This is a genomic window from Variovorax sp. OV084, from assembly GCF_900111625.1.
In the GTDB taxonomy this organism is placed as follows: domain Bacteria; phylum Pseudomonadota; class Gammaproteobacteria; order Burkholderiales; family Burkholderiaceae_C; genus Variovorax.
In genome coordinates this window covers 735,356-751,991 of the sequence record NZ_FOII01000002.1, presented here as the reverse complement: position 1 = coordinate 751,991, position 16,636 = coordinate 735,356, and the positions used below count along the sequence as shown (strand labels likewise).

Genomic DNA, 16,636 nt, shown 5'->3' with positions numbered 1-16,636 from the left:
ACCTGCGAAAATCGCGCCTTTGGACTACGGCGGCATGCACCGCCGCCGACGGATATGCCCCTGCACACCACCGCCCTCGTTCTGTTCTCCGGCGGCCAGGACTCGACCACCTGCCTCGCCGATGCGCTCTCGAAGTACCAGCGCGTCGAAACCCTGGGCTTCGACTACGGGCAGCGCCACCGCGTCGAGCTCGACGTGCGCGGCACCATCCTCTCGAAGATGCGCGAGCGCTTTCCCGACTGGGCGCCGCGCCTGGGCGAAGACCATGTGCTCACGCTTGCAGCGCTGGCGCAGCTCGGCGGCTCCTCGCTCACCGAAGAGGTCGCCTTCGCCATGCAGGCCGACGGCCTGCCCAACACCTTCGTGCCCGGGCGCAACCTGTTGTTTCTCACGCTGGCCGGCGCGCTGGCCTACCGGCGCGGGCTGCAGGTGATCGTCACCGGTGTCTGCGAGACCGACTTCTCGGGCTACCCCGACTGCCGCGACGACACCATGAAGGCGATGCAGCTCGCGCTGTCGCTCGGGCTGGAGCGCCGCCTCGTCATCGAGACGCCGCTCATGTGGATCGACAAGGCCGAGACCTGGACCATGGCGCACCGTCTGGGCGGCGAGCCGCTGGTCGACCTGATCGTGGAAGAGACCCACACCTGCTACCTCGGCGACCGCGTGCACCGCCAGGCCTGGGGCTACGGTTGCGGCGAGTGCCCTGCCTGCGACCTGCGCAAGAAGGGCTGGGAGCGCTACGCCGCGGCGGGCTGAACCCCCGCTGAGGTGTTCAGCCGGTAGCGCGCGCCACCGGCGGCGCCGTCTTCCTGCGGCACCAGCGTCCATCGCTGGTTGTGGAAGTCGCCCACGGCCGCGCGGTGCGCGATCGACACCATCGCCCCGCCGGCGGCGTGCACCGTGGCGGCGAGCCGCTTGTAGAGCACGCTCTCGGCCTGCGCATCGAGCGCGCTGGTGATCTCGTCGGCGAACAGCCATGCCGGTTTCTTGAGCAGTACCCGCGCGATGGCCAGGCGCTGCTGCTCGCCGCCGGAGAGCTTCTGGCTCCAGGCGTCGCTGTCGTCAAGGCGGCTCACGAGGTCGGGCAACAGCGCGTCGGTCAGGGCCTGGCGCAACTGGTCGTCGCTGAAGTTCGATGCGGGGTTGGGGTAGGTCAGCGCATCGCGCAGCTTGCCGTCGGGCACGTAGGGCCGCTGGGGCATGAAGGCGACGTTGTCGGGCACCTGCAGCTTGCCCTTCGAGAACGGCCAGATGCCCGCGAACGAGCGGAACAGCGTCGACTTGCCGCTGCCCGAGGGCCCCTGCAGCAGCACGCTGTCACCGGGCTTCACCGCCAGCGCGGCGCCGGCAAGCAGCGGCGTGCCGTTCGGCAGCGCGACTGCGAGGTCGTCGGTTTGCAGCATCTCCGAGGGCGCGCGCTGCAGGGCATCGTCCCGCGAGGCGTGGGCCGTCATGCTGTCATCGAAGCTGGTGAGACGGTCGGTGGTGGCGCGCCAGACGGCCACGCTGTCGTAGTTGTCGACGAACCAGCTGAGCGACTCCTGCACCTTGCCGAAGGCCGAGCCGATCTGCATCAGGTGGCCGAGCTGGAACGCGCCGCCAAAGTACTGCTGCGCCGCCACGAGAAACGGAAAAATCACCGCCGCTTGCCCGAAGAACGAGGTGAAGGTGACGAGGTTCTTCTGCTGCTTGATCAGCAGCAGGTAGTTGCGCAGCACATCGCCGAAGCGCAGGTCGAGCTGGCCCCGCTCGACCTTCTCGCCGTGGTCCAGTGCGATGGCTTCGCTGTACTCCCGCACGCGCACGAGGTGGTGCCGGAAATCGGCCTCGAAGCGCTGCTGCCTGAAGTTCAGCCCGATCAGCGGACGGCCGATGAAATGCGTGACGACGGTGCCGACGATGGAATAACCCAGTGCCAGCCAAACCATCGCGCCGACGATCTGGTAGGTGGTGCCGCTGAACGTGAACGAGAAATTGCCCGACAGCCCCCAGAGCAGGCCGATGAAGCTCAGGAGCGTGACGACGGCGTTCAACAGGCCCATTGAGAGCGTCATCGTGGAACTGGTGAAGATCTGCATGTCTTCCTGGAGGCGCTGGTCGGGGTTGTCCGGCGTGTGGCCGTCCTTGTTGGCGTAGCGCGCGAGTTCCAGGTGATAGAAGGTGCGGTCCGCCATCCAGCGCGACAGGTAGCTGCGCGTCATCCAGGTGCGCCAGCGCAGCTGCAGCAGCTGGGTTATGTAGAACTTCAGCACCTGCACCGCGATGTTGAAGAAGGCGATCCAGCCGAACACGCGCACTTCGCGCCAGAAGGTCGTCACGTCCTTGTTCTGCAGCGCGTCGTAGAAGCGCCCGTACCACTGGTTGCCCAGCACCGCCACATATACATAGAAGAGGTTGAGCGCGACGATGGCCAGCAGCATGGCGCGCGCGCGCCATTTCTCCTCGGACCGGAAGTAGGGCGCCGCGAGCGAGAAGACGCGGCGCAGTACCTGGATGAACGTGCTTGCGCGCGCGGTGACGGATGAAGACATGTGGTTTCCTCGCAGGCGCCCGTGCGGCGCCGGTCATCATGAAGAAACCATCGTAGACAAGAGTTTCTTAATCCGGCCTGAAATCGGCCTGAAACCTTGCCCAGCCTCCGAAAAACAGGCCCGTCAGTGCAACATGACCCTGGCCGCCGTCGCCAGGAAATGCGCCAGCGGCGGCGTTTGTAGCCCTTGCGCCTTCGCCTCTTCGTCCCACAGCCTCAGCCGCACGGCGTCACCCGACCAGCGGTGCGTGGCAAAGCGCTGCGCCGCTTCCGCGTCCATCACGCCGCCTTGCAGGGCCAGGCTGCGCACCGAATCGGGCGAGAGCTTCGAGAAATAGTCGGGCCGCGTCGCGCACAGGTAGCGCTTGGCGTCCACATGCAGGCGGATCGGCTCGCGCACTTCGATGTCGAAGGCGCCGCGCAGCAAGGGCAGTGCGATGTATTGATGGCGGTCGTCGATGCCCAGTTGGGTAGGAGACTGCGATAGCGTCTGGTGCTCGGCGATCAGCAGGTGGCCCAGGTCATGCAGCAGCGCGGCGGTGACCAGTGAATCGCTCGCGCCGGCCTGTTCCGCGAGCCAGGCGCATTGCAGCGCGTGTTCCAGCTGGGACACGGGCTCGCCCGCGTACGCGACTCCACCGCGTTCAGCGAACAGGCGGGCGATCTCGGCAAGGTCGAGTGTCATGAAAGCGAAGCGAAAACACAGGGAATAACTCCGGCAGCTTGACGCGACGCAATGACATGCGGATGACGAAGCCGCCGCGACATCGCCGGCCTAGGGTGTATTTATGGGTATTTGGGTGTTTCTGGGGCATCTGACAAATTCTTGTCACATGCCGGTGCCAGCATCGCCCGCATCGCTGAACGGCACTTGCGTACTTTCGCTTGCCTGCCCGTGTGTCCCGCATCGCGTCCTTTCTACTTTTCCCAAGAGAACCTCCACCATGCTGCATCGTCAACTCCGCTGGGCCTTCGTGCCGGCCGCCCTGTTCTCGCTGGCTTTTGCCGCATCGGCCCAGGGCCGCACCGAGCTGCTGGTCTACACCGCGCTCGAAGCCGACCAGGTGCAGGCCTACAAGGCCGCATTCGAAAAGGAGAACCCGAGCATCGAGCTGAAGTTCGTGCGCGACTCGACCGGTATCGTCACCGCCAAGCTGCTGGCCGAAAAGGCCAACCCGCAGGCCGACGTGGTGTGGGGCCTGGCCGCCACCTCGCTGATGCTGCTCGACAAGGAAGGCATGCTCCAGCCCTACGCGCCCAAGGGCCTCGACGCCATCAAGCCGACCATGCGCGATGCGGCCAACCCGCCCAAGTGGGTCGGCATGGACGTGTGGTCCTCGGCCATCTGCTTCAACACCGCCGAAGCGCAGAAGAAGAACCTGCCCAAGCCCACCAGCTGGGCCGACCTGACCAACCCGGTCTACAAGGGCCAGATCACCATGCCCAACCCGGCCGCCTCGGGCACCGGCTACCTGATGGTGTCGGGCTGGATCCAGATGATGGGTGAAGAAAAGGCGTGGAAGTACATGGACGCGCTGCACCAGAACATCGGCATCTACAGCCAGTCGGGCAGCAAGCCCTGCCGCCAGGCCGGCGCCGGCGAGTTCGCGCTCGGCATGTCTTTCGAATACCGCGCCAACAAGACCAAGCGCGACGGCGCTCCCATCGACATCGTGCTGCCGAAGGAAGGCCTGGGCTGGGACATGGAAGCCACCGGCATCATGAAGACCAGCAAGAAGCAGGACGCAGCCAAGGCGCTCGCCGACTGGGCCGTGACCAAGCAGGCCAACGAGTTGTATGCCAAGAACTTCGCTGTGCTCGCGCTGCCGGGCATCCAGGAAAAGCTTGAATTCGTGCCGGGCGACGTCGAGAAGCTGCTCGCCAAGAACGACTTCAACTGGGCGGCAGCCAACCGCGACCGCATCCTGACGGAATGGTCGAAGCGCTACGAGTCCAAGTCGGAAAAGAAGCCGCTTTGATCCTGTCGTTGAAGCCAAGCGGTATCCGGTCATGACGAGCAGCAGCTTTCTTTCCCTTCGCGGCATCGGCAAGTCCTTTGGCGCCACACGCGTGCTCGACGGCATCGATCTCGACATCGAGCCCGGCGAGTTCGTGTGCCTGCTCGGCCCCTCGGGCTGCGGCAAGACCACGCTGCTGCGCATCGTCTGCGGCATCGAGCGCGCCGACAACGGCCAGATCCTGCTCGGCGGCCAGGACATCGCGGGCCTGCCGCCCGCGGCGCGCGGCTTCGGCGTGGTGTTCCAGTCGTACGCACTGTTCCCCAACCTGACGGCCGCGCAGAACATCGCCTACGGCCTGCACCCCACAGGCGCACTGGCCCGTGAGATGGCCAAGCGCTCACGCGAGATGCTCGACCTCGTCGGCCTGGCCGCGCATGCCGACAAATACCCCGTCCAGCTCTCGGGCGGACAGCAGCAGCGCATTGCACTGGCGCGTGCGCTTGCGCCCAATCCGCGCCTGCTGCTGCTCGACGAGCCGCTCTCCGCGCTCGACGCGCAGGTGCGCGCCAGCCTGCGCAGCGAAATCCGCGCGCTGCAGAAGCGCCTGGGCATCGTCACCATCATGGTCACGCACGACCAGGAAGAAGCCCTCTCGATGGCCGACCGCGTGGTGCTGATGCACAACGGCCGCATCGAGCAGGCCGGCACGCCCGACGAGTTGTACCGCCAGCCGCGTACCCGCTTCGTGGCGGGCTTCGTGGGCCGCATGAACATGCTGCCGGCCACCGTGCTGGCCGACGGCAAGGTGCGCGTGCGCGACAGCGAGCTGTTCTGTGCGCCCGGCAGCCTCAGCGTCGGTTCGCAGGCAACCGTGGGCATCCGGCCCGAGCACGTGGTCGTGAAGCGCTTCGGCACCGAGCTCGGCGCCAACAGCTTTGCGGCACGCCTGCTCGACACCGAGTTCTTCGGCAACCGCACCTCGGCCCGCCTGGCCTGCGAGCCACTGGGCATCGAGATCGAGGCCGAGTTGCCCGCCGATGCGCGCGGCGGCGGCAGCGATCCGCTGGTGCCGAGCAGCATGGTGCATATCCAGCTGCCCCTGAACGCGCTGTCGGTCCTGGCGAACTGAGCATGAGCAGTTCTCCCGACGCCATCGCCGTTGTGCCGGTGGTGGTGGCGCGTGGCAGCGCATTCGACCGCGAGCGCTGGCTGACGGGCGCGGCCGTGTTGTTGGTCGTGCTGCTGCTGGTGGTGATCGTCGCGTTGCCGGTCGGCGCATTGGTCGGCCAGAGCTTCTTCGACCACGCGGGCGCGTTCGTGGGCCTTGCCAACTTCGCGCGCTACCTCGACAACCCGGCGCTGGTGCAGTCGGCCTTCAACAGCCTGGGGCTCGCAGCCCTCAGCGCCGTAATCTGCACGGGCATCGCCTACGTGTACGCCTACGGGCTCACACTGTCCTGCATGCCGGCCAAGGGCCTGCTGCGCGCGGTGGCGCTGGTACCGCTGCTCGCGCCTTCGCTGCTGCCCGCGATCAGCCTCGTCTACCTGTTCGGCAACCAGGGCCTGTTCAAGGGGCTGCTGGGGGGTGCGTCCATTTACGGCCCGCTGGGCATCGTGCTCGGCTCGGTGTTCTGGACGCTGCCGCATGCGCTGCTGATCCTCACCACCGCCATGGCCACTTCCGACGGCCGGCTCTACGAGGCCGCGCAGACGCTGGGCGCCTCGCGCTGGCGCATCTTCCGCACGGTGACGCTGCCGGCCTCGCGCTACGGCCTCATCGTGGCCGCGATGGTCGTGTTCGTGCTGGTCATCACCGACTTCGGCGTGCCGAAGGTGGTGGGCGGGCAGACCGGCGTGCTCGCGACCGACATCTACAAGCAGGTGGTCGGGCAGCAGAACTTCCAGATGGGCGCGGTGGTCGGCCTCGTGCTGCTGATTCCGGCGGTGCTGTCGTTCCTGGTCGAGCGCCACGTGCGCAGCAAGCAGGCGGCGGCGCTGTCGGCGCGTGCCACGCCCTATCAGCCCGAGCCCATGAAGGTGCGCGACCGCGCACTGCTGGCCTTCTGCGTGCTCACGGCCTGCGGCATCCTCGTGATGATCGGCATGGCGGTGTTCGCCTCGCTGGCCACCTTCTGGCCCTACAACCTCGTGCCGTCGTTCAAGAACTACGACTTCAGCAACATGGACGGGGGCGGCTGGGGCAGCTACTTCAACTCGCTGCGGCTGGCCGTGTGCGCGGCAGTGGCGGGTGCATTCATCACCTTCATCTCGGCCTATTTCGTCGAGAAGCCGCGCCACTTCGGCTTGCTGCGCGAACTGCTGAACCTGCTGGCCAACCTGCCGCTCGCGGTGCCAGGGCTGGTGCTTGGTGTGGGCTACATCTTCTTCTTCATCTCGCCTTCGAACCCGCTGCGTGCCATCTACGGCAGCATGACCATCCTCGTGGTGTGCACGGTGGCGCACTTCTTCTCGGTGGCGCACCTGACTTCGCTCACGGCGCTGCGCCAGCTCGACCGCGAATACGAGCTGGTGTCCGAGTCGATGGGCGTGCCGTTCTGGCGCACGCTGTGGCGCGTGCACCTGCCGGTGGCGCTGCCGACCGTGCTCAATGTGGGTGGCTATTTCTTCGTCAACGCGATGACGACAGTGTCGGCCGTCGTGTTCCTCTACTCGCCGCAGACCACGCTCGCCGCCATCGCCGTGCTCAACATGGACGACGCCGGCGACGTCGCGCCCGCCGCTGCCATGGCTTCGCTGATCATGCTCACTGCCGCCATCGGCCGGGGCGTGTTCGCGCTGGCCGGGCAGTGGGCGCTCAAGCGCACCCAGGCCTGGAGACAACGATGATCGCTGCCCCCGCACACGACCCGGACGGCTTCGATCTCATCGTGGTCGGCGCTGGCATCGTCGGCCTGGCCCACGCCTACAGCGCCGTGCAGCGCGGCCTCAAGGTCTGCGTGATCGAGCGCGACGCAGCCTGCATCGGCGCTTCGATTCGCAACTTCGGCTTCATCACCATCACCGGCCAGGCGCCGGGCGACATGTGGCGCCGCGCGATGCATTCCCGCGGTGTGTGGAACGAGGTCGCGCCGCAGGCCGGCATCGAGGTCGTGCACCGCAACCTCTGGCTCGCAGCCTATCGCCCCGAGGCGCACGATGTGCTCGAAGCCTTCATGCGCACGCCGATGGGCAAGGGCTGCGAACTGCTCGACGCCGCCGATGCGCAGGCCAAGGCGCCGGCGCTGAGCCTGGCGGACGCGCGCTCGGTGCTTTTCAGCCCGCACGAACTGCGCGTCGAATCGCGCACCGCCATCGGCCTGCTGACCAAATGGCTGGCCGAGGCGCACGGCGTGACCTTCCGTTTCAGCGAAGCCGTGCTCGAAGTCGAAACGCCCCGCGTACGTACCTCGCTCGGCACGCTGCATGCCGAGCGCGTGGTGGTCTGCACCAACACCGACCTGCACGGCCTGTTCGCTGGCCGTATTGCCGCGCACGACCTCACGCTGTGCCGCCTGCAGATGCTGCGCGTGAAGCCCGAGGCGGGCTTCCGTCTGCCCGGCTCGGTAATGTCGGACCTGAGCCTTGTGCGCTACGAGGGCTACAGCACGCTACCAGAGGCCGCCGCGTTGCGCGCACGCCTGCAGCAGGAAGAGGCCGCGTCGCTCGCTCACGGCATCCACCTGATCGTGGTGCAGAGCGCCGACGGCTCGCTGGTGGTCGGTGACTCGCACCACTACGCCGACGCGCCCGAGCCCTTCGCGATGGAGGAGGTCGACCAGCTCATCCTGAGCCACCTGCGCAGCACGCTGAACCTCGAGGCCGCGCAGGTCACCGAGCGCTGGACCGGCGTGTACCCCTCATCGAAGACCACGCCCTGCGTGATCGACGCGCCCGACGACGCCACGCGCGTGGTGCTGGTCACCAGCGGCAGCGGCGCGAGCACCGGTTTCGGCATCGCGCACGATGTCTTCAACGCCTGGTGACGGCTGCAGGGCCGTTGCCTTCCTTCCGAACCTCTTCATCTCAGCCGCCATGAACGCCCACAACCACTCCCAGCTCCAGGCCGTCGTCTTCGACTGGGCCGGCACCATCCTCGATTTCGGCTCCTGCGCCCCCATGGGTGCCTTCGTGAAGCTGTTCGAGCAGTTCGGCATAGACATCACCATCGCCGAGGCGCGCGGACCGATGGGCGTGGCCAAGTGGGACCACATCAAGGCGCTGGGCACGCTGCCGCGCATCAATGCCCAGTGGGAGGCAAAGCACGGCCATGCGTTCAACGACGCCGATGCCGACAAGCTGTATGAAATCTTCACGCCCATGAACGCAGCCAGCGCACGCGACCATGCCGACTTCATTCCGGGCGCGCTCGAGGCCGTCGGCGTGCTGCGCCAGCGCGGCCTGAAGATCGGTTCGACCACCGGCTACAACCGCCCGATCATGGAAGTGGTCGCGCCCATCGCCGCGGCCGGCGGTTATGCGCCCGACAACCTCGTGTGCGGCGGCGACCTCGCCGAAGGCCGCCCGTCGCCGCTCATGATGTACCGCTGCTTCGCCGACCTCGGTGTGTGGCCGCCGCACACCGTGGTGAAGGTCGACGACACCGGTGTCGGCCTGCAGGAAGGCCTCAACGCGGGCACCTGGGCCGTGGGCGTGGCTGTCAGTGGCAACGTGAACGGTCTCACGCTGGCCGAATGGCAGGCGCTCGATGAAGGCCAGCAGCAAGAGCGCCGCGCACGCGCCACCGCCGAGCTCGAAGCGGCCGGCGCGCATTACGTGATCGACAGCGTGGCCGACTTGCCGCAGGTGCTGGAAGACATCGAACGCCGGCTGCAGCGCGGCGAGCGGCCTGTCGTCGCCTGACCTGTAGCCAGAAGCGGCAGCGTCCGACTTGACGCACGCCTTCGCGGGCATAGCATGCCCGCCATGATGAGAAGCACAAGCTTTGTTCTTCTTCTGTTCTGCGTGGGCCTGCTGACGGCCGCGTGCGACGACAGGCCGAAGCCGGGTGGACCCATGCCGAAGGCTTCGACGAGCTTTGTCGCCACACCCGCGCCATTCGCACACTGAGCCAATGCCGAGCCTGAAGGTGGTTTGACACCACCGGGCTCTGCGCGTGCCTCGCGTTTCCGCGTCACGGGGTATCCTCGTCGCGGAGACAAAAATGAAGACAAACGAGACAACCGCCCATCAGGCGGATTCACGCTACGCCATGGTGCGCCTGGGCCTCACGCTGCTCGTCATGACGGTCGGCAGCAGCGGCATGTACGTGGTGTCGGTGATGCTGCCCGCGGTGCAGGCCGAGTTCGGCGTCGCGCGTGCCGACGCCTCGCTGCCCTACACGCTGCTGATGCTGGGCTTCGGCTTCGGCGGTGTGCTGATGGGCAAGCTGGCCGATCGCGTCGGCGTGATGCGGCCGCTGCTGATGGGCTCCGTGTTTCTCGGTGCGGGGTACATCGCGACGGGCCTCTCTGGCGGCATCGTGTCCTTCACCATCGCGCAGGCATTGTTGGTCGGCCTGCTCGGCAGCTCGGTGGCTTTTGCGCCGCTGGTGGCCGACACCTCGCTGTGGTTCGTCAAGCGGCGCGGCATCGCGGTGGCGGTGTGCGCGAGCGGCAACTACCTCGCGGGCGCGGTGTGGCCGCCGATCGCGCAGCACTTCGTCGAAACGGTGGGCTGGCGCCAGACCTACATCGGCATGGGCATCTTCTGCGGGCTGACGATGGCACTGCTTGCCCTGTTCTTCCGCGCGCGGCCGCCTGCGCTGGCTGATGCACCGCCCGCCAACGCTTCGAACAGGGCCGCGGTGCGCGACATGACGCGGCCTTTCGGCCTGAGCATGGGTGCGGCACAGAGCCTGTTGTGCGTGGCCGGCGTGGCCTGCTGCGTGGCGATGGCAATGCCGCAGGTGCACATCGTGGCCTACTGCGGCGACCTGGGCTACGGGCCGGCGCAAGGCGCGATGATGCTGTCGCTGATGCTGGGCTTCGGCATCGTGAGCCGGCTGGTGTCGGGCGCCATCTGCGACCGCATCGGCGGGCTGCGCACGCTGCTGCTTGGCGGCTTGCTGCAGTGCGTGGCGCTGCTGCTGTTTTTGCCCTTCGACGGGCTGGTGCCGCTCTACGTGATCTCGGCGCTGTTCGGGCTGTTCCAGGGCGGCATCGTGCCGTCGTACGCAATCATCGTGCGCGAGCACTTTCCGCCGAAGGAGGCGGGCGCGCGCGTGGGCACGGTGCTGATGTTCACGCTGTTCGGCATGGCGCTGGGCGGGTGGATGTCGGGCAAGGTGTTCGACCTCACGGGCAGCTACCACGCGGCCTTTCTGAACGGCATCGGCTGGAACCTGCTAAACGTGAGCATCGCGGCTTTCCTGCTGTTCAGGACGCTTCGGCAGCCAGCCGGCCGAGTGTCTGCATCGCCTGCTCGCTGAGCGCACTCCACGGGTGGCCGTAGTTCAGCCGCAGGCAGTTGGTGAAGGCGCGCGTGGCCGAGAAGATCGGCCCGGGCGCGACGCTGATGCCGAGCTCCAGCGCCTTGCGGTGAATCTCCAGCGTGTTCGCGCGCGCCGGCAGCTCGACCCACAGGAAGTACCCGCCCAGCGGCCGCGTGGCGCGCGTGCCCGGCGGAAAGTAATGACCCACAGCCTGCGCGAAGGTGGCCTGCTGCATCGCCAGCGTCTGCCGCAGCTTGCGCAGGTGCTTGTCGAGCCCGCCTTTTTCGAGATATCCAGCTAGCGCCAGCTGCGCGGGCGCCGAGGTGCTGAGCGTGGTCGTGAGCTTTTGCCGCGCGACCTTGCGCGCGAAGCGGCCGGCCGAGGTCCAGCCGATGCGATAGCCGGGTGCCAGGCACTTCGAGAACGACGAGCAGTGCAGCACCAGCCCCTGTGTGTCGAAGGCCTTGGCTGGCGCGGGACGCCGCTCGCCGAAGTAGAGCTCGGCGTATACGTCGTCCTCGATCAGCGGCAGTTCGTGCCGCGCGAGCAGCTCCACCAGCGCCTTCTTCTTTGCATCGGGCATCAGGCTGCCCAGCGGGTTCTGGAAGGTGGTCATTAGCCAGCACGCGGTGGGCTTGTGCGCCGCGATGGCCAGCTCCAGCGCTTCGAGGTCGATGCCTTCGCCCGGATGCGTCGGCACCTCGATGGCCCGCAGGCCCATGCGCTCCAGCGCCTGCAGCGCGGCATAGAAAGTTGGCGACTCGACGATCACCGCGTCGCCCGGCCGCGTGACCGCCGCGAGGCAGAGGTTGAGCGCTTCGAGTGCGCCGTTGGTAATGACGATTTCGTCTGCCGGCACCGGCATGCCGTCGGCCAGGTAGCGCAGCGCGATCTGCCGGCGCAGCGCTGCGCTGCCTGGCGTGAGGTCGTCCACCGTGCTCCATGGGTCGAGCGACTTGGCGCTGGCGGCCATGAACTGCCCGAGCCGCGCCAGCGGAAACAGCAAGGGGCTCGGAAAGGCCGAGCCGAAGGGCACGACCTTGCGCGACATGCTGGCCTCGAGGATGTCGAACACCTTGTCGCTCACGTCGAGCGACAGCGGCCCGTCTGCCGGGCGCGAGGTGTGGGTGGACTCGGGCGGCGCATCGCGCAGGCCGCCACCGGCCACGTAGTAGCCCGAGCGGTCGCGTGCGCGCACGAGGCCGCGCGCCTCCAGCAGGTAGTAGGCCTGGAACACGGTCGATGCGCTGACCCCGCGGCTCTGCCCGGTGTGGCGCACGGAGGGCAGGCGGTCGCCGGTCTTCAGGGTGCCGTTGCGGATCGAGGCCTCGATGTCTGCGGCCAGGGCTTCATATCGCTTCATCGTGGGGTGTTCTTCATTCGGCAGCACTTTATCTGCACCGGTCAATTGGTGCGGATCTGCATCTGTTTTTTCTGGCCCGACTGGGCCACACTCGACCCCATGTCGAATCTCATGCGCGCGGTGCGCGCCGTTCTCTGGAGTTTCATCGGGCTGGGTGGCCGCCGCGCCGACGCCGACAAGCGGACCGCGCAAGTCGGCATCCTGCCGCTGATCGGCGTGGCATTCGTGATGGTGCTGCTGCTGATAGCGGGGCTGCTGGCGCTGGCGCACTACGCTGCCGGTACATGAAGCTGCACATTCGCCTCGCCGTTGCCGGGCTGCTGCTCGCCGTGCAGGGCATGGCGGGCGCCGCGACGCCGGCCACGGTGCCCGACACCATCGAGCAGCGCGTGGCCGCCTGCATCGCCTGCCACGGCCGCGAGGGCGCGACCACCAACGCGGGCTACTTTCCGCGGCTGGCGGGCAAGCCGGCCGGCTACCTGTTCAACCAGCTCGTGAGCTTCAGGGACGGCCGGCGCTTCAACAGCGACATGGCGTACATGGTGCAGCACCTGTCGGATGCATACCTGCGCGAGATGGCCGAGTACTTTGCCGGGCTGCAGCTGCCTTATCCGCCGATTTCCCCCACCAGCGACGCAACGCCCGAGCAGCTGCAGCGCGGCCGCCAGCTCGTGCGCGAAGGCGATGCGGCGCGCAGCATACCCGCCTGCGTGCAGTGCCACGGCGCGGCGCTCACGGGCGTGCAGCCGGCCATTCCGGGGCTGCTGGGGCTGCCGCGGCTCTATGTTTCGTCGCAGCTCGGCGCATGGCTCACGAGCGAGCGGCATGCGCTGCCGCCCGACTGCATGGCCGACGTCGGCCGGCGCATGAGCACCGCCGACATCAACGCCGTTGCGAGCTGGCTTGCCGTGCAGCCGATGCCGGCCGACACGAAGCCCGCGGCCTCGCTGCCCGCGCCGCTGCCGGTGACTTGCGGCGGCATGCCGAAGTGACGGAGCAGCGCCCATGAAACTCCGACACCTGGCCTGGACGCTGCTGGCGCTGATCGTGCTCGGCGCAGCCGCCGCCGGCGGCATCGTGGCCATGAACCTGCGCGGCGAAGACCCGCTGCCCGTGCAAGCCGAAGCCTTCGCCGCCACGCCGCAACTGGTCGAGCGCGGACGCTACCTCGCGCTGGCCGGCAACTGCGCGGGCTGCCACACCACGCGCGGCGGCCAGCCCTATGCGGGCGGCCTGCCGATCGAAACGCCCTTCGGCACCATCTATTCGAGCAACCTCACGCCCGACGACAAGGCCGGCATCGGCGGCTGGAGCAGCGCGCACTTCTGGCGCGCGATGCACAACGGCCGCAGCAAGGACGGGCGGCTGCTGTACCCGGCGTTTCCGTACCCCAACTTCACGCAGGTGACGCGCGAGGATTCGGACGCGATCTACGCCTATCTGCGCAGCGTGCCGCCCGCAGCCGAGCCCAACAAGGCGCACCGGCTGCGCTTCCCCTACGACACGCAGGCGGCACTGGCCGTGTGGCGCGTGCTGTCGTTCAAGCCCGAGCCCTTCGTGGCCAATGCCGGCAAGCCGGCCGAATGGAACCGGGGTGCCTACCTGGTCAACGGTTTGGGCCATTGCATCGCCTGCCACGGCAGTCGCAATTCGCTGGGTGCGACCGAAACCAAGCTGGGCCTTTCGGGCGGCCTCATCGCCGTCGAGAACTGGTACGCACCTTCGCTCAACGATCCGCATGAAGCCGGCGTGGCCGACTGGCCCGCGGCCGACGTGGTGGCGCTGCTCAAGAGCGGTGTCGCACCGCGCGGCTCGGTCATGGGCCCGATGGCCGACGTGGTGTTCCGCAGCACGCAGTACCTGAGCGAAGCCGACTTGACGGCCATGGCGAGCTATCTGAAGGACCTGCCTGATGCGCCGAAGCCCGAGGCCGACGCCGTTATCGCGAAGGCCCCCATCCGCCGCGATGCCGGCACCATGACGCGCGGCGCGAAGATCTATGACCAGCGCTGCGCCTACTGCCATGGCGACCAGGGGCAGGGCGCGGCGGGCGCCTACCCCCCGCTCGCGGGCAACCGCGCAGTCAACATGGCGCGGCCCACCAACCTGATCCAGGTGATCGCACATGGCGGCTTCCTGCCCTCGACCCCCGGCAATCCGCGTCCCTACGGCATGCCGCCGTTCGGCCAGACGCTGGATGCGACCGAGGTCGCGGCCGTGCTCACCTACGTGCGCGGTTCGTGGGGCAACGACAGCGCGCCCGTCACGCAGCTGGACACCATGCGCCGCTGAGCGGCGCCCGCATCCGCTTCAGATGTTCGTGCTCGAAGGAATGCGGCTCGGCAGCAGGTGCTCGTAAGGCCGCGTGCGCGTGGTGTTGCGCTGGCGGATGGTGTTCTCGATGCCGACGAGCGCGTTGCGGAAGCGCTCCAGCGGCCCGCCTTGCCCGGCGATGGCAGGGTCGAGCAGCACTGGCAGATGCGGGAACATGTTGTCCTTGTACTCGCCCAATGGCCGGTAGTACACGCCGCCGAGGATGTGGAACAGCAGGATCTGCTCCTGCGCTGCCAGCCGCGAAGGCAGCATCTGCGACCAGCTTGCTTCGTTCTGACCCGCACTGCTGGTCGGCGCCGGCACGCCGCCCGCGCCAGCGCTGAAGGGCGCATAGGTCATCACCGAGTACTGTGGGAAGTTCACCGCCGCATGCTGCGCGCTGGCGTTGAAGATGATCGCGGTCAGCACGTCGATGAGCTGCGCGCGCGTGGTGATCGGCCGGAAGCCGTGCACCTTGCCGCTGGTCGCGAGTTCGGTGGCCCAGGCCTTGAGTTCGTAGTCGCCGGTGACGTCGGCGTCGCTCAGGTAGTAGGTGGCCACGTAGTCGCCGACCCATTGCGCGATGGCGTTCCACACCAGCAGCGCGTCGTCGCGGTACGGGTAGTCGGGCAGCGCCGCCGTGTCGTCCACGCCGCGCGTGCGCAGGTCGTTGGGCAGCATCATGCGGTCGTAGAAGTCGTAGGCCAGCCGGTCGCGGCCGCACTCGCGCTGCAGCGTCTCGATGGGCGCGGTGAGGATCACGTCGCCCGTGGTCAGCGGCGCCATGATGATCAGCGTCGCGAACTCGTTGATGAACATCGCGCCCTCCAGGTGCGGCGACAGCAGCCGGCTCAGCGGATGCGCAGTCGCGAACTGGCGCTGCGTGGCCATCGCGAAGGCCTCCGACATCAGGTGCGTGCGGCCCAGGTGCACGAACATCTCGTGGTAGTTGAAGTCCGCCACCTGCACCACGGTCTTTGCCGATTGCCATGCCCAGTAGGCCTCGGCCTTGGCGGTGTCGTCCACGCGAAGGAAGATCGGGCTCAGCGTCGGGTCTTGTCCGCACTGGATTGCGACCGGCACCAGCGAGCGGCCGGTCTTGGGTCGGGCGAACAGCGCGATGGGCGCATGGATGTAGGCAGTGCCGGTGAGCGGCTTGACCTGCGGACCTGCCGGCGCCATGTCGCCCAGGCCTTCGTAGTCGAGCAGGTAGAGCCGGCCGGAGGCGGCCGCATCGGCGAGGCTGTCGCCGGCGCCCATCACCTGCCGGTACTGCGTGTCGCTCAGCGGAAACTTCGCCGGCAGCGCCGTCGCTCGCTGGATCAGCATCGGGTTGGGCCCGGACACGCGCATGGCCGCGAACAGGTCGTTGTCGTGCAGCAGCTGCGAGATGGCCGGCTTTTCGATGGTGACGAACAGCGCGTCGTACTGCGCTACCGTCTTCGGCCCGTTCAGCGCGCCCAGCGGGCCTTGCGACAGCAGGTCGTGGTGAATCTGCTTGAGCTGCGTGGCGATGTCGCCCGCCGTGCCGGTGAGTGTGCCCAGCAGGTTCAGCACCGTTGCCGGCAGCGTCGCCAGCCCGCCGTTGGCGGCCAGCAGCTGGTCGAAGCTGGCCTGCAGGCCAGCCAGGCGCGTGCGCAGGTTGTCGAGCGACTGCAGGCTGCCCGAGGCCAGCGCGCTGGTGGCGAACGAGGCCGCGAAATTGGTAACGGCTTCCAGCGCCTTCGCGATGGTCTTTAGCTGGTGCTCCAGCGCCGGCAGTTCGCCCGGGGGCACCACCGCGCCCATCGGCACGCCGGCCAGGTTGATGTGCGATTCGGTCCAGAGGTAAGTTGTCTGCCGTCCCACCAGTTCGAGCCGCCGCAGCGTGGCGCTGATCGGGTCGATCTTCTGCGGCAGCGTGGGCTTGAGCACCGGCAGGGCGGCCGATGCGGTGGATGGTTTGCCGGCCAGCAGGCCCAGGCTGCCCGCCGAGGCGGACCATTTGAGGATGTCTCTGCGCTTCATCGGGGAGTTCCCTGTTGTTGTGAATCTTG

Annotated in this window: 14 protein-coding genes; 10 read left to right on the top strand and 4 right to left on the bottom strand. The window is 67.7% G+C overall.

Going from position 1 to position 16,636, the window contains the following annotated elements:
* The first annotated feature begins 54 nt into the window (after positions 1-54).
* The gene (queC, locus tag BMW87_RS09815) at positions 55-759 is read left to right on the top strand and encodes a 7-cyano-7-deazaguanine synthase QueC (protein WP_093048241.1); all 705 of its coding nucleotides are present in this window, start codon (positions 55-57) and stop codon (positions 757-759) included.
* On the opposite strand, the gene BMW87_RS09810 is transcribed toward queC, so the two are convergent.
* Positions 741-2,534: an ABC transporter ATP-binding protein/permease gene (locus tag BMW87_RS09810; RefSeq protein ID WP_093075991.1), complete on the bottom strand. Its 1,794-nt coding sequence runs from the start codon at positions 2,532-2,534 to the stop codon at positions 741-743. The genes queC and BMW87_RS09810 overlap by 19 nt on opposite strands.
* A gap of 123 nt (positions 2,535-2,657) precedes the next feature.
* Positions 2,658-3,218 (bottom strand): phosphonate degradation HD-domain oxygenase, encoded by a 561-nt coding sequence (locus BMW87_RS09805; protein WP_093048247.1) that lies wholly within the window; start codon positions 3,216-3,218, stop codon positions 2,658-2,660.
* A gap of 259 nt (positions 3,219-3,477) precedes the next feature.
* Here BMW87_RS09805 and BMW87_RS09800 point away from each other — a divergent pair, with 259 nt between their 5' ends.
* The 6 genes from BMW87_RS09800 (at position 3,478) to BMW87_RS09775 (ending at position 10,921) form a co-directional block, all read left to right on the top strand.
* Entirely contained in the window at positions 3,478-4,512 is a 1,035-nt protein-coding gene (locus BMW87_RS09800) for a putative 2-aminoethylphosphonate ABC transporter substrate-binding protein (protein WP_093048250.1), read from the top strand.
* 31 nt (positions 4,513-4,543) lie between these two features.
* Entirely contained in the window at positions 4,544-5,623 is a 1,080-nt protein-coding gene (locus BMW87_RS09795) for an ABC transporter ATP-binding protein (protein ID WP_093075990.1), read from the top strand.
* 2 nt (positions 5,624-5,625) lie between these two features.
* Positions 5,626-7,341: a putative 2-aminoethylphosphonate ABC transporter permease subunit gene (locus BMW87_RS09790; RefSeq protein ID WP_093075988.1), complete on the top strand. Its 1,716-nt coding sequence runs from the start codon at positions 5,626-5,628 to the stop codon at positions 7,339-7,341.
* The gene (locus BMW87_RS09785) at positions 7,338-8,477 is read left to right on the top strand and encodes a TIGR03364 family FAD-dependent oxidoreductase (protein WP_093075987.1); all 1,140 of its coding nucleotides are present in this window, start codon (positions 7,338-7,340) and stop codon (positions 8,475-8,477) included. Before BMW87_RS09790 ends, BMW87_RS09785 begins: the two co-directional genes overlap by 4 nt.
* Before the next feature lie 49 nt (positions 8,478-8,526).
* On the top strand, positions 8,527-9,354 hold the full coding sequence (gene phnX / locus BMW87_RS09780; protein WP_093075985.1) for a phosphonoacetaldehyde hydrolase: 828 nt from the start codon (positions 8,527-8,529) through the stop codon (positions 9,352-9,354).
* A gap of 301 nt (positions 9,355-9,655) precedes the next feature.
* On the top strand, positions 9,656-10,921 hold the full coding sequence (locus BMW87_RS09775) for an MFS transporter (protein WP_093075984.1): 1,266 nt from the start codon (positions 9,656-9,658) through the stop codon (positions 10,919-10,921).
* Here the strand turns inward: BMW87_RS09775 and BMW87_RS09770 are convergent.
* On the bottom strand, positions 10,869-12,287 hold the full coding sequence (locus tag BMW87_RS09770) for an aminotransferase-like domain-containing protein (RefSeq protein ID WP_093075982.1): 1,419 nt from the start codon (positions 12,285-12,287) through the stop codon (positions 10,869-10,871). The two genes, BMW87_RS09775 and BMW87_RS09770, sit on opposite strands and share 53 nt — an antisense overlap.
* Positions 12,288-12,386: 99 nt before the next feature.
* On the opposite strand from BMW87_RS09770, the gene BMW87_RS09765 reads away from it, so the two are divergent.
* Genes BMW87_RS09765 through BMW87_RS09755 form a run of 3 tightly spaced genes read left to right on the top strand, consistent with a single transcriptional unit; the run spans position 12,387 to position 14,579 of the window.
* Positions 12,387-12,575, top strand: a complete 189-nt coding sequence (locus tag BMW87_RS09765; protein ID WP_093050271.1) for a DUF2970 domain-containing protein — start codon at positions 12,387-12,389, stop codon at positions 12,573-12,575.
* Positions 12,572-13,279 carry a c-type cytochrome gene (locus tag BMW87_RS09760; RefSeq protein ID WP_093075981.1) on the top strand — a complete coding sequence of 236 codons (708 nt, stop codon included), beginning with the start codon at positions 12,572-12,574 and terminating at the stop codon, positions 13,277-13,279. Before BMW87_RS09765 ends, BMW87_RS09760 begins: the two co-directional genes overlap by 4 nt.
* A gap of 13 nt (positions 13,280-13,292) precedes the next feature.
* Positions 13,293-14,579, top strand: a complete 1,287-nt coding sequence (locus BMW87_RS09755) for a c-type cytochrome (RefSeq protein ID WP_093075979.1) — start codon at positions 13,293-13,295, stop codon at positions 14,577-14,579.
* Positions 14,580-14,597: 18 nt separating this feature from the next.
* On the opposite strand, the gene BMW87_RS09750 is transcribed toward BMW87_RS09755, so the two are convergent.
* Positions 14,598-16,607 carry a lipoxygenase family protein gene (locus BMW87_RS09750; protein ID WP_093075978.1) on the bottom strand — a complete coding sequence of 670 codons (2,010 nt, stop codon included), beginning with the start codon at positions 16,605-16,607 and terminating at the stop codon, positions 14,598-14,600.
* Positions 16,608-16,636 lie beyond the last annotated feature (29 nt).

What these genes read in the sequence shown, in the direction of transcription:
- queC (WP_093048241.1), top strand. Translation starts at nt 55, where the DNA reads ATGCCCCTGCACACCACCGCCCTCGTTCTGTTCTCCGGCGGCCAGGAC.
- BMW87_RS09810 (WP_093075991.1), bottom strand. Translation starts at nt 2,534, where the DNA reads ATGTCTTCATCCGTCACCGCGCGCGCAAGCACGTTCATCCAGGTACTG.
- BMW87_RS09805 (WP_093048247.1), bottom strand. Translation starts at nt 3,218, where the DNA reads ATGACACTCGACCTTGCCGAGATCGCCCGCCTGTTCGCTGAACGCGGT.
- BMW87_RS09800 (WP_093048250.1), top strand. Translation starts at nt 3,478, where the DNA reads ATGCTGCATCGTCAACTCCGCTGGGCCTTCGTGCCGGCCGCCCTGTTC.
- BMW87_RS09795 (WP_093075990.1), top strand. Translation starts at nt 4,544, where the DNA reads ATGACGAGCAGCAGCTTTCTTTCCCTTCGCGGCATCGGCAAGTCCTTT.
- BMW87_RS09790 (WP_093075988.1), top strand. Translation starts at nt 5,626, where the DNA reads ATGAGCAGTTCTCCCGACGCCATCGCCGTTGTGCCGGTGGTGGTGGCG.
- BMW87_RS09785 (WP_093075987.1), top strand. Translation starts at nt 7,338, where the DNA reads ATGATCGCTGCCCCCGCACACGACCCGGACGGCTTCGATCTCATCGTG.
- phnX (WP_093075985.1), top strand. Translation starts at nt 8,527, where the DNA reads ATGAACGCCCACAACCACTCCCAGCTCCAGGCCGTCGTCTTCGACTGG.
- BMW87_RS09775 (WP_093075984.1), top strand. Translation starts at nt 9,656, where the DNA reads ATGAAGACAAACGAGACAACCGCCCATCAGGCGGATTCACGCTACGCC.
- BMW87_RS09770 (WP_093075982.1), bottom strand. Translation starts at nt 12,287, where the DNA reads ATGAAGCGATATGAAGCCCTGGCCGCAGACATCGAGGCCTCGATCCGC.
- BMW87_RS09765 (WP_093050271.1), top strand. Translation starts at nt 12,387, where the DNA reads ATGTCGAATCTCATGCGCGCGGTGCGCGCCGTTCTCTGGAGTTTCATC.
- BMW87_RS09760 (WP_093075981.1), top strand. Translation starts at nt 12,572, where the DNA reads ATGAAGCTGCACATTCGCCTCGCCGTTGCCGGGCTGCTGCTCGCCGTG.
- BMW87_RS09755 (WP_093075979.1), top strand. Translation starts at nt 13,293, where the DNA reads ATGAAACTCCGACACCTGGCCTGGACGCTGCTGGCGCTGATCGTGCTC.
- BMW87_RS09750 (WP_093075978.1), bottom strand. Translation starts at nt 16,607, where the DNA reads ATGAAGCGCAGAGACATCCTCAAATGGTCCGCCTCGGCGGGCAGCCTG.